Annotated in this window: 9 protein-coding genes; all 9 read left to right on the forward strand. The window is 37.4% G+C overall.

Going from position 1 to position 12738, the window contains the following annotated elements; genetic code table 11:
* Positions 1-2: 2 nt before the first annotated feature.
* The 9 genes from IGJ14_RS14595 to IGJ14_RS14635 all read left to right on the forward strand — a co-directional run bounded on the left by IGJ14_RS14595 (position 3) and on the right by IGJ14_RS14635 (position 12738).
* A complete protein-coding gene (locus IGJ14_RS14595) occupies positions 3-383 on the forward strand; it encodes a PrgI family mobile element protein (protein ID WP_430608596.1) in 381 nt (126 codons plus the stop codon).
* 46 nt (positions 384-429) lie between these two features.
* A complete protein-coding gene (locus IGJ14_RS14600) occupies positions 430-2676 on the forward strand; it encodes a VirB4-like conjugal transfer ATPase, CD1110 family (protein ID WP_077152041.1) in 2247 nt (748 codons plus the stop codon).
* Positions 2654-4621, forward strand: a complete 1968-nt coding sequence (locus IGJ14_RS14605; protein WP_430608597.1) for a CHAP domain-containing protein — start codon at positions 2654-2656, stop codon at positions 4619-4621. The genes IGJ14_RS14600 and IGJ14_RS14605 overlap by 23 nt, the downstream gene beginning before the upstream one ends.
* Positions 4622-4637: 16 nt before the next feature.
* Complete coding sequence (locus IGJ14_RS14610; RefSeq protein WP_430608598.1) at positions 4638-5339, forward strand: hypothetical protein; 702 nt, start codon at positions 4638-4640, stop codon at positions 5337-5339.
* Complete coding sequence (locus IGJ14_RS14615) at positions 5326-5616, forward strand: hypothetical protein (protein ID WP_430608599.1); 291 nt, start codon at positions 5326-5328, stop codon at positions 5614-5616. Before IGJ14_RS14610 ends, IGJ14_RS14615 begins: the two co-directional genes overlap by 14 nt.
* Positions 5609-6898: a hypothetical protein gene (locus IGJ14_RS14620; RefSeq protein ID WP_430608600.1), complete on the forward strand. Its 1290-nt coding sequence runs from the start codon at positions 5609-5611 to the stop codon at positions 6896-6898. Before IGJ14_RS14615 ends, IGJ14_RS14620 begins: the two co-directional genes overlap by 8 nt.
* Before the next feature lie 146 nt (positions 6899-7044).
* Complete coding sequence (locus IGJ14_RS14625) at positions 7045-8379, forward strand: hypothetical protein (protein WP_430608601.1); 1335 nt, start codon at positions 7045-7047, stop codon at positions 8377-8379.
* Between the two features lie 9 nt (positions 8380-8388).
* Entirely contained in the window at positions 8389-8619 is a 231-nt protein-coding gene (locus IGJ14_RS14630) for a hypothetical protein (protein WP_430608602.1), read from the forward strand.
* 18 nt (positions 8620-8637) lie between these two features.
* Positions 8638-12738: an LPD1 domain-containing protein gene (locus IGJ14_RS14635; RefSeq protein ID WP_430608603.1), complete on the forward strand. Its 4101-nt coding sequence runs from the start codon at positions 8638-8640 to the stop codon at positions 12736-12738.

The following is a 12738-nucleotide window of genomic DNA, read 5'->3' on the forward strand; positions in this document are numbered from 1 at the left end:
AAATGGAAATCAAAGTGTTCAAAGATGCTTCAAAAAGGGAAAAAACGTTTATTGGTTTAACTGGCGCACAGTGGATTTTTATTGTAAGTCTCATTTTAGTGATCGGATTAGATGTTAGAAATGCTATCTATTCGGTTTTGCCTGTTGGGCTATTTCGACTGATATTTTTCCCCTTGTTAGCACTAAGTGCGTGTAACGCAATGTACAAACCACATGGCTATACTTTTTCTACTTGGGTGAAGCTGTTTTTTAAATTCCAAACAACGATTCAAGTAAGAACTTATAAAAAAGGAGAAAGGATGAGAATCTATCGTGTTCAAGACTTTAAAAAAGGAAAAAAAATCAAAGAAACGACCAAAAATCCAAAAAATTCAAGCCGCTAGCACGCAAAACTCGTTGTATTATACTTCTTTATTTGAAGATGGGATTATGCATGTTACAGAAGACCTATTTTCTAGTACGTATACATTAGGTGCAGTTAACTACACAACCGCGCATGTCGATAAGCAGAAACAAATTCTTTCACAATATAATAAGGCAATCAATTTATTGTCTGAAAAAGACCATTTTCAACTCACGCTATTGGTAACTAAGAATCCAAAAGGTGAGTATATGAAAAAAACAGCTTATCCTTTACAAGGCGATCCAGGCGATCCCCTTAGAGAAGAGTTGAACCAACTAATCGAGTCTAGTTATGATTCTGGAAGAAACAATTGGAAAGTTGAACGCTTTGTGACTTTAGCGACACACGCAACAAACCTTCGCAATGCCCAAAAAAGATTGTTAAATATTGGCGAGTCATTTGCGGATGAACTGATGAGTATAAAAGGAACAGTTGATGTACAAGATGGCATGGAGCGGTTACGGACGATGAATAAAATCTTGCGACCTGGTAAACCACTTTTTGGAAATTTTGAAGATATTGAACGAAGCAGAAGATCCACCAAAGATTTGATTGCTCCAGGCTATTTAGACTTTAAAAAATCAGGGAAAATTGATTTTCAGGTGGACGATAACTTTGGACAAGTGCTGTATCTGCGCGATTTTCCTCGAAACTTATCTGATCATATGTGCAAAGAATTGACAGAAGCAGAAATGGAGATGGTAATCACTATTCACGCAAGTCCGTATTCAATCTCTCAAACAACAAAAAAATTGCGGACAGAAGCGACTAACCTTGAAACAGATGTAATCAAGCGTGAAATGAAAGCTAGCGAGCGAGGATATTCGAGACAGCATATTGCACGCGTAATAAGAGAACATCAACAAGATATCAATGAACAAATAGAATTTGTAGAAGAAACTGGTGACAAACAGCTTTCTTCTACTTTTTTGATATATGTATGGGATGAATCAAAGGAAGCTTTGTACCATCAGATTGAGAAAGTGAAAGCAGTAGGTGAAAAGTTCGGTGCGGTATTTGAACCGTTATATCTTACACAGGAACAGGGATTTAACTCATGTTTGCCGATTGGTAAAAATTATTTAGATTTTGAACGAACCTTTTTGCGCGACTTGATCACGCCTAATATTTCAATCAATTCTCCGTTTACTAGTCAAGATGTACAACATAAAAATGGCACGTACTATGGAACCAATCAGTTATCAAAGAACAACATTCTTATTAATCGAATGGGTAGTGAAATGAAGAATTCCAATGGTGGCATTATGGCTGTGTCTGGAGGAGGTAAGTCGTTTGCAGCTAAGAATGAAATCATAGCGACACGATTGAGAAAACCTGAAGCAGAAATTATTATCCTGGATATGGAGCGTGAGTATCTGCCACTAGCGAACGCATTGGATGGTGAAATCGTCACTGTCGCTCCAGGAAGTGGCACTTCTATTAATATTTTGGAACTAGCAGATGAACAATACCTAGAGGTCGGGGACGATCCGGTTTCCATCAAGTCAAACTTCTTAATCAGTTTAATTTCTCATTTGGTGGGTCATGTCTCAGCTGGTCAACAAACCAAAATTGATTCAGTCACACAACAGACTTTTCGTGAGCTTGAAAAACCAACGCTTCAAGACTGGTATAAAGTGTTGCAACGTGATACCAGTCTTGAAGCAAAAGAGCTGATCGATGCAATGGGGTTATATGTCACGGGATCATTAAACATGTTTGCCAAAGAAACGACCGTCAATACTTCAAAAAATTTAATGATCTATGATATGTATTTATTGAAAAATCAAATGGCGACCTTTGGTTATTTAGCCATTCTAGATCGAATCTGGAATAAGGTGGTAGAAAACCGTGCGAAAGGTATTGAGACTAGGGTCTATATTGATGAGTTTCAAGTTATCATCAACCAGTCACAACCTGAGATATTGCGTGTTCAAGCGGCTGAAATTTACTCACGGATTCGTAAATATAAAGGTTGTCCCACGTTTATGACACAGTCAGCTGAAACGATGCTTTTAACTCCAGAAGGTCGCTCAATCCTGTTTAACTCTGACTTTTTGATTCTACTTGAACAAAAAGGTGAGGTATTGGATGCGTTAGTCGAACGATTTAAATTAACGGAAAAAGAATCGCTCTATCTCGAAAATAATAAGGTAGGAACTGGGCTAATTATCGCTGGTGGTCAGGTGATTCCCTTCTCAAACCTAATCCCCAAAGACACAAAACTGTTTGAATTGATGAATACAAGTCATGCGGATCAACAACCGGCCTAAAGAGTACTTTAAATTACCCAAAGGCACTCGCTTTAAGGGAGAGCAGAGGTCTTTAACTGTTCGTAAGGGAACAATCGCCAAATTCAATCAACGAGCTGCATATGGCTATACACTCGGCAAGCAGAAGAATGAAAGCCGTATAAACTCATTCAAAGGAAAAAAAGCACAATCTGAAGAAAAACTAAAGTCAGAAGAGTCTTCATTTTCAAAATTAGAAAAGAAAGGTCAAAAAATTCATGAGAAACGTTCATCGAAACAGTCGTTTCTTACAGATAATGAGTCTGAAACACTAGATTCAGTATCAAAAGCAAAGAGAAAGAAGCGTCATGATAAAAAGAAAAAGAAGGAACTTGAAAATGATCTAAAGAAAAAGAAAGATGATCTATTTCATACAAAGCAGAAAGAGTCTTTTCACCAAGCGACTAGCAAAAATCAATCGATCAATTCCGACTCAAAAGGCAATTTTTCTTCTTCTACCAAACAGGTGGCCACGAAGCAATTGATCAATCAAGGATTCAATGTGATGGCTCAAGAGGAAGATGCAGAAGAGCTAAAACAATTTCAATCTAATGTTAAAGATGGGGAACGTGTTTTTAAAGGTACGAAAAAAGCGAATAAATTTTTGACAAAAAATCAGAAATTTTCTCAATCTGTAACCATTGGAAAACTTGATGATTTGCGTTTTACTTCTAGTAATACTGTAAAGGCTGCAAAACCAGTGTCAGATGTAGCTGGGAAAGCAGCAACCAAAACGGCTACTCAGCAGACTGCATTCTCGCAAGCTTCTTTAAAAGTCCAACAGGCAATCACAAGCGCAACTAGTAAAGCACTTAGCAGTTTCACGGTGAGTAATCCAGTTGGGTGGATCATTACAGGGATAGCACTTCTTTTTCTTGTGTTTATTGGTTTATTTTTTATCTTTAATAGCCAAAGCAGCGCGTCTTCTGAGGATGGCGTATTTTATGTTGAAAAATGGGATGGCCCTGACGCCTATAACTCCTCACTTTTGGCTCAGCGGTATGGAATCACTGCCGAACAAATTGATGGGTTTATAGCCAATGAGGGCTACACGGTAGATTCTAGAGCAACCGGCCAAGAGTTTTTACGTCTTCAATCATTATCAGGAATTGATGTCCGTCAACTTGTGGCATTTGCCCAATGGGAAAGTTCTTACGGAACAGCCGGTGTCGCCTTGCAGTTCCCGAAATCGAACATTTTCGGCTATGGTGCATTTGACAATGATCCTAATCAAGGAGCTTCGTGGGACAATACACGAGCAGTCACTGAATTTCGAAATACGCAGATCGATACGTATGGAAATCGAACCTTAGCAATCATGGATGCACGTGCCAAAGCTTTTCATGACAATACATTAAAACCAGGAGAATTTGTTTACTGGACCAAATTAAATGCAGGAAAATCAAGAGCTGAGACAGCAGAAAAATTCAATCAATGGATTGATGATAATGGTGGAACACCGAAGCCACCTGGTGGGTATGGACCTGTTGGCGGTGGTGGCGCTGGTTTAGCTGTATTAGATCAAAGGCTTGGTACAGTGATTGGTGGCGAGTTTGGTGGTTTAACCGGAGAATGCTACGCTGTTTCAGCTTATTACGCCAATTCTATCAATTCATCCATTATTTTAAGAGGCGGGGTTAAAGCTAGTGATATTGGTACTGATTATCCATGGGAAAGTTGGGGATGGTCAGTTATTAAAAATCCTAGTTATAACCAAATTAAAGCAGGTGATATTATCAATTACCATACTGGTGGAAATATGGGTTCCTGGTTTGCCCATTCGATGTACGGCCATACTGGTGTAGTAGGAAAAACGTTAGGAAACAACCAGTATGTATTATATGACCAAAATCCAGGACCATTAAAAACGTGGACAGTGACTTTTCACTCTGGCAGTGTATCGTCAGTAGTTCGTCCACCTAATTAAGCAAGGAGAAAAATGAATGCAAGATAAGCGGAAATTTAGGCTATTAGCAGGGTTGGGTGTGGTTATCTCAGCATTGATCTTTATCGGTTTGATTTTATTAGTTGGTCATTTTATGAACGCTGAACCACCAACCTTGGAAGTACCAAATCAGATTCAGTCTTCTCAAACTGAATCCCAAGAAACAAGAACGGAGGAAAGTAGTCGTGTGGCTTTAGTTGATGGTTCGTCATCAAGCAAAGAGGAGACCATACAGACCACTGAATCGAGTCGGCCTCCAGTGAGAGAAGTAGATGAAGTTTCTAATATCCGAAATTTTTTAAGTGTTTACTTTACCTGGGAATTGCAAGAAGACTCAGTGACCGAAAGGGCTGAATTATTGCAAGAATTGATGACAGAGAAACTATATGAGGAGAAGGAAATAGAGGCGGATAGTGAAGTTTTGAAGGAGTTGATTGATACGTTCAATGAAACGAATGAAATAAATACTTCCAATTCCATGCAACTCTTGTCCAGTCGCTATCTTTCTTCTCAGATTTATCAAGATACCAACGATGAGACGCTTTATCGAGTAACTGTACGTATAGCGAAGCAGGCACCATATCAAGACGCACCTTTTATGATAGAAGAAGCGTACCATTTACGCTTTGAAGATAACCATGTGACTAATCTAGACGGACCAAAAGATCAATTAAGGAGTGACACAAATGACTCAGAGTAAATTAGAAAAACTTAAATCAAAATTAGCAGATGCCGAAAAGAAACGAGTGCAGCTAGATAAAACAATTAAAAGATTACAAAGTCAAATCAGTGAAGAAGAGACCAAAAGCTTTCGAATGACGCTGACAGAATTAGACTTGTCTGTTGAAGAGGCCATAAGTTTTCTTAAAGAGAAAAATCGACCATCTGCAGCACAGTTGGCTCATTCATTTAATCAAGCAACGCCACCAAGTGATTATCAAAATGCCGAAGGAAAGGAGCTGAAGAATAATGTTTAGAAGAAAGCCAAAGTTTATCTATGAACTATCTGAGTGTACCTTATTGAAAGAAGAAGAGATTTTTAATCCGGATGATCTCTTTCAATTTATTCAGGAGGAAGATTACCGGTTTCGAAGAGACTATTTAAAGGGTTCAGTCGTTGTGACTAAAGTGAGGAATAATCTGGAAGGCACAGTTTATTATGCGAAGCGAATTCATCTACCACAGGAAGAAGGATTTGATTGGGTCGCAGAATTAGCTGATTTTTATACGAAAAAACCGATCGACTATTTTTTAGAAGAGCCAATTGTCGAGTCTGTGAATGATTCAGAACCAATTTTTTCCGGAGACTCAGAGCAATCTCTTACTTTAGATGATTTTGAAGCCGATATTCAGCCAGTAATAAAAACAGATAAACCGGAAAAATCAGAGGCAGAAATAGAATCAGTACTTAGCAGCTCTTCAGAGATGGAGCAAGAACAAGTTTTAGCTGAAGAAAACAATGAAGAATTCGTGCAGATTTCAAAAAGTGAACTACAATCTATCAAAGAAGCACTTGACCGTCATCAAAAAGAAATAAAACAATTTAGAGAAGAAAAAGCGACAGAAATCCAATCAACAACTGCTTCTGCAGAAACATTGTCAGAAGAAAATATGTTAGAGAAAATGACTAAACATTTGGATTCAGAGCCTGTAAAAGGTGAACCAATCGACATTGAAGTTGCTACAGATGAAATTGTACAAGAGGTTCTTCAATCTACGAAAGTGGAGTTTGGACAAGCATTGACCAAATTTATTGAGACAGAGACGAAGAAAATCAACCAAGAGATCCAACAATTAGATAAGCGGCATTTGATCGAGGAATCAGTTACGAAGCGTTTAGAAGCAAAGAAACAAGAAGAATTAGCTAATTTAGAAAATCAGTTGATCAATCAAAAGCAGCAACAAGTACAAGAAGAAAAATTGCGACACCAGCAAGCGTTACAGAATATAGAAAAGTCCTTTACCACACAGCTTGAAGGAGAAACTGAAGCAATTCAAAATAGCTATAAAGAAACGGTTGATCAGACAATCAAAAAAGAGTACGAACAACAAACGGAGCAACTGTCTCGTGTATTACAAGGGAAAATGGATGAACTAAAACTTCGGCAACATACGGTAAATACAGGTTTAGAAGCGAACTTTAAGGAGATTTTGGAAACATTTAACCGTGAGCATACACAAGTGATTCATGAGGTGGAGCAAAAAAAGCAACAGTCGCCGATCATTTTAGAAGAAAGGCGATTGAGATTACAGGCTTAAACGGAGAAAGAGTGGGAATTTCACCCTAGGTTTTTGACGAAAAACGAGGAAAATCGCTGAAGAAACATTATCTGGAACAAACGTTTATTTATAGAGGGAAGGTAAAAGTGTGCCGTTAAAAGAGAAAGAATCTAGTATCGATTAATATGAATAAATTATTGTTCAAGAAGTCAGATCCACTCCTTAACTTTCAAGGAATGAATCTGACTTCTTTTTGTTTGGATTTAATATTACTTCAGAAAAAAAATTATTTTCATTATGGAAGGAGCATATTTATGGCTAACTACAATCCAAATCGATTGATGGAGATGGCCAAACAAAAGAATATTTTGGATGTGGCTAGTTCTTTAGGACTAGAGTTAAAACGTGCAGGTCATCAGTATGTATGGATTGAACATCCAAGTTTTAAAATTCATCCGAGAAAAAACACCTTTTCTTGGTATTCAAAAGGGAATGAACTTCGTAACCAAGATGTGATCAAGATGGTTGAGGTGATCAATAATATGTCGTTCAAAGAAGCGCTACATTATCTCCTTGAAACAGAAGCTGGCGTCTTTGATGGGGCGAAGATTCCAAAGAAAGAACCATTTATTTATCGAGTGAGAGAAGCGAATACATTTGATTATGCCAGGAAGTATTTACGAGAAGAACGCGGCTTATCGGATGAAACAATCGATTTTTTTCTGAATAAAGGGATCATGGTACAGGGCATTCATAAAGATTTCGATACAGGTAAAACCGAACCAATGATTGTATTTAAGCACGTAGATATCGAAGGAAAGATTGTTGGAGGAGCTAGACAAGGAATCTGGTATAATAAGCAACTTTATCCGGAAAAAGGTCGATTAAAAAAGACTCTCTACAATAGTGAGGGGACTAGTGGCGTGATTGTGGATATTGGTGATAAGGCACAATTTAGTAAAGCTACATCAGAAAATCCTTTCACAGTCTACGCTTTTGAAGCTCCTATCGATATGATGAGTTATTACGAATTGCACAAAAATCAATTAAGCAACTGTAGATTAGTCGCCATGAATGGCTTAAACAAAGGAATTATTTCACGTGCAGTCGTTGAGGCACTTTGTGCAGATAAAAGTTATGTAAAGAAAATTGAAGAAAAAGTGAGTGTCGATCGCTGGCTACAAAAAATTGATGATTTAGCAGGATCTGCAGGTGTAAGACATGAAAAGTTAAAAATTGTTCTTGCTTTGGATAATGATGCAGCAAAATTTAATCCAGAAAGAGGGAAAATCGAGAGGCCAGCGAAAGACTTTTATAACAGTTTTGGTATAAACAACATCGATGTAATCCCACACTTTCCAAAATGCCACGAAGGAATGAAGAAAAATGATTGGAACGATGAGTTGAAGTACCAAAAAGGCTTACTGAAGGGAATAGAAGCAACAGCTTCCCTACAACAAATGATTAACAATGTTCAACAAGATGTTGCAACGAAAGATCTAGCAGTAATCCAGCGATAGGAGGAAATTATGGAAGAAAACACATTTAATGAAACACAGTTCAGTAACTTTATTCTTCGGTTGATCCAAGACTATCAAGAAGGAGAACTGACTGAGTACAAAAGAGGAGCTGTTTCAGCACTTTTTCAAGTTTCAGATCAATTCCAAAAAATGGTGATAGAAATGTCCTCCACTGAGAATTTAATCGACTTAAGAAAGGATGAATATCAAGATACCGAGCAAGCTTTTGATAGAGACTAAGGAAGGGAGCTATGTTAAGTGGAAAATCAATTAACTTCGTTACTTAAAAAGAAATATGGGACAACCACTTCGTCTCCGTTGGTGTTTACTGAAAAGGATACTTTATATACCGCATTTCGAAAGCTGGCCGATAATATTTATAAGAATGGCACGTGGACGCAAGAAGATGAGCTGAGAGCAGTAGACACGTTTATTCGGAATAGAGATGGTTATCCGGTGGGCAAAGAAGACGCGACGTTTCATGACTGGAAAGGCCAACCCTGGTCAACGGAAGTTAAGGTAAGAGCGATTGATGTAGTTGAAAGTTCTTTTCTTAGAAGTGAAGCCGAGGGAAAGAAAATTTACTCAGCTACTGCTATCAGAAGAAAAATCAATGGATCTGAGGAACACGTCAAAAGTGTTGATGTACTTTTAGATCCAAAGAATAAGAGTGGCACAAAACACGGTGAATTCTATTATTTTTCGTCTAACAATTCTACAGATCCAAGTTATTACGCATTAGGGAATATGAATCGAGCGATTGGATATGATAAATTACAGCGAGATATTTTAAAAGAATTTGATGATACTGTTCAGGAGCTTAAGTTTGACAGAAGAGACTTAGAACGATTACTGGAGAGGCTGTCAATTGCAAGTTATACCGGAAAAAAGAATGCTCATTTATTCCAAAAGAATCCTCATGGAGAATTGACGAATACTTTTTTGGCCACACTTCCTAGAGATGAAAGAGAAAAGTATCTTGATAATCCCTCACAAATGAAATCAATGCTAGAAAATAATGAGGTACAAGGTGAAGAACGTCGATTGCTAGAGGAACAAATTGCTGCCAATTGGGGAGATTTATCAAATGATCCGACAAATCCAGTAAAAGTAAATCTAGATAAGTCTCCGTATCTGCTCAAAGAGGGAAACCGAACAACCTATCTCTATCCGAAAACGATTCAGAACGCTCGGAAACAAAACGATTTAATCAGTTTTGTAGAAGAATATATTCAAAGTACCTACGATATTTTTCTTCAACGAGAGTATGAAAAAGATATTGATAAGCAAACCAGGGCTTCTGCATGGCAGACAAAAAAGAATATCAATAAAGATACGCGTAAAATAATGGAATCAACTTCGTTAAATAAGTATTTCCAATTTGTGGAAATAGATAACGATGTGGATCTAACGCTGTTTTCACAGTTTGAGAAGGAAATGGAACGTATGCACGACATTCTACCGAAAACTGGCGATAAACTACCAGAGTTGCGTTTGAGGAAGCTCGGGAATCATAAAGCTCTTGGACTGTATGTACCTAACAAGAATACAATTGCTATAGACTTTAGAGACACAAACGATGAAATTGGTGGTGTGGGTATACAATCATTTGTTCACGAGTATGGTCATGCATTAGATTATGGTACAGACAATGGTCGTTTATTGAGCCTGAGAGATGATTTTAAGCCAATTGTTAAAAGATATAGAGAAAACCTTTCACTTAACGGCAAAGGCAGCTACGTAGCCGAAAAGGGAGGATATTACACTGCTCCTACAGAAGTATTCGCCAGAGCTTTTGAGTTATATGTGAGCGAAGCTGGATTGAATAGTATTTTTCTTAAATCAAAAGAGACTTATGAAACAAAAATTGAATATGCTTTATTTGATCAGAATATGCGTGATAAGCTCACAACTTTTTTTGACCATGCCTTTCCGAATTTGAAAACGGCAGTCTTAGAATCAAATAAAGAACAAATTGATGTAGAACAAGGAACAAGGTTTGATCAAGAGTTACTTAAGACACAAGTTGATACAAAAATAGAAAGTATCAAATCGGTCAAATTTATTCATGAGAACGAAGAACTGAATGTTGGAGACGCTTTGGAAACTTGCGAACTTTCTTTAATAGATCAAGCTTCAGCTATTCAGAAGCAAGAGGAAGCTATTCATTTATATATGAACGCTATTCCTCAAACGGATACGATGGAACAAATTACAGCGATTCTCAAGGATTCCTTGGAAGAAATGAAGGAGCAGTCTGAAGAGACGCTTTTTTTATTTGATGGATCTGAACTTGTTGACTATTCAACAGATTTGAATGAAATGCTGACAATGATTACAGAAAGGGCAGTATTCAATGATGTTTATGGAAATTCGTTGCAGGAAGTACTGTTAGAAGTAGAGGTAAAAGCTGAACAAGCGCACCAAAACATTAGCGCACATGCACAAGCACTCATCGACAGTAAGGCAGTTACGCCAGGGGAGAAAAATCCAACACTTTATTTTGTTAAAGGATTGAATACAGTGGCCTTAGAGCTACAAGAAACTGGTGATTTTCTTCCATCCGAGAAATATAAACCTCAAACAGAGACAGAAAAAGAAGTAATAGGGACTTTATTACGAAAAAATGAAGTAGGGGATATTAAAGTTAGACGAAACCATAATAATAAAATAGGCGATCAACCAGTCGAAGGAGTACAAGGAGTGAATGATATGGCAGAAGTACAACTTTTAGAAGAGAGAAAAAGTAAGAAGTATATTGAGTTAGGCAATAAAATTGAGACATTGAAGAAAGAACGTATTGATTTTAGAAATCAATCTAATTGGGAAAAAGTTTCTGAAACCGATTGGGAACTACGGAAGTTAAATTTAGCTGTGGAAACACTAGAAAAGAATACTATCGAGCCTATTTTTAGTGAAATAGCTGAATTTGAAATAGACATTGCTGGATTGGAAAGTATCGATAAATCCAATGTTAATTTAGAACAGTCCAACTCTATATTGGAAAGAATTAATCGTTCAAAGGGTTACATTGAAGAGCTAAAAGAAATGAAGGACGACTATTCTAACTTTTATCAGAAAGGACTTGAGGAAGAGATCAAATCTTCACCACGAGGCTCAAATAGTTTACCAAAAGAAGAACAGCAAGAAAAAGATCAGTCGCGCAGTATTGATTCTTCGGACGAACAGCTTCAACCTTCTAATCACTCTTTTATCCAAGAGATCAATGTTTCATTTGATGAAACGAAGCAAGAAGTCGATGCCTTTCTTAAGCAAGTGGGATATAAAGGAGAGCAATTCGGTAGCATGGCCGATATAGAAAACATTCTAGCCACACATTTAAAACAAGTTGAAACCATTGTTAAACAGTCAATAGAGGCAGTGGATGCTTTGAGCGTGCCGACTGAGAATCAGATAAAAGAAGAAACAAGCAAAGTAAAACGAACAATTGGTCAAATCTTGTCTGATTTCAAAGAGAACTTAAAACAGTATGTTAGAACACAAAAAAATAATACAGTGTATCAAGTGACGAACACAATGGATGACATTCGTTTAGGTTTGAAAAATTCATTTAATCGCAAACTTTTATCAATCAATGGCTTGTTAAAACAATTCTCAAATACAATTGATCGAAAATTTGTCATTGAGGAAAAAAGAAATCAATCACCTTTAGCTGAGAAAACAAAAGAGGTACAGGAAAACGATTCAAAAGAAGCAACTCAAAAAGAACAGGAGAAGGTTTCAGAGGAGACTAGCGCACCTGAAAATCAAGCGCCAACTGTTGAACCTGAAACACAGCCCAATATAAATACAGAGGAAAAAAGAGATCAAGCGCCTTTAGCTGAGAAAATGCAAGAGGTACAGGAAAAGGATTCGCAAGAACCAACTCAAAAAGAACAAGAGAAGGTTTCAGAGAGTTCGGTTGTATCGGAAAATCAAGCGCCAGCTGCTGCACCTGAAACACAGCCTGCTATAAATACAGCTGAATCAGTGAGTGATCACAATAAACAGCATTCGGAAGAACCTACACAACAGAATGAACCTAAATTATCAGATGAGGGAAATGCTCCGGTAATTGCTGAGGGGGTTGAACAATCAACAGCTAAAAATTCTGTGACAGTAGCAGATCAGAAACAAACGGATAAGAAAATGAATAATATTGAGTTACAACAATTGAAACGAATCGAAGATTTAAGCAATCAGTTGGGACTTAAAGCGAGTGAGAAAGAAAAAGATACGATTAAAGATTTAACGCAGACACAAAAATCAGAATTGATTCGATCAATGGAAGTAGCTGTCGAAGAACAAAACAAATCAGTTTCCGTTAAAGAAACAGAGACAGAACTTGAAGTGGGATAA

The sequence above is a fragment of the Enterococcus sp. DIV1304_2 genome (assembly GCF_050555445.1).
GTDB classification, from domain to species: domain Bacteria; phylum Bacillota; class Bacilli; order Lactobacillales; family Enterococcaceae; genus Enterococcus_B; species Enterococcus_B pernyi.

Excerpts from the sequence above, each read along its gene's own strand:
- IGJ14_RS14605 (WP_430608597.1), top strand. The coding sequence starts at position 2,654 with ATGCGGATCAACAACCGGCCTAAAGAGTACTTTAAATTACCCAAAGGC.
- IGJ14_RS14610 (WP_430608598.1), top strand. The coding sequence starts at position 4,638 with ATGCAAGATAAGCGGAAATTTAGGCTATTAGCAGGGTTGGGTGTGGTT.
- IGJ14_RS14600 (WP_077152041.1), top strand. The coding sequence starts at position 430 with ATGCATGTTACAGAAGACCTATTTTCTAGTACGTATACATTAGGTGCA.
- IGJ14_RS14630 (WP_430608602.1), top strand. The coding sequence starts at position 8,389 with ATGGAAGAAAACACATTTAATGAAACACAGTTCAGTAACTTTATTCTT.
- IGJ14_RS14620 (WP_430608600.1), top strand. The coding sequence starts at position 5,609 with ATGTTTAGAAGAAAGCCAAAGTTTATCTATGAACTATCTGAGTGTACC.
- IGJ14_RS14595 (WP_430608596.1), top strand. The coding sequence starts at position 3 with ATGGAAATCAAAGTGTTCAAAGATGCTTCAAAAAGGGAAAAAACGTTT.
- IGJ14_RS14625 (WP_430608601.1), top strand. The coding sequence starts at position 7,045 with ATGAATAAATTATTGTTCAAGAAGTCAGATCCACTCCTTAACTTTCAA.
- IGJ14_RS14615 (WP_430608599.1), top strand. The coding sequence starts at position 5,326 with ATGACTCAGAGTAAATTAGAAAAACTTAAATCAAAATTAGCAGATGCC.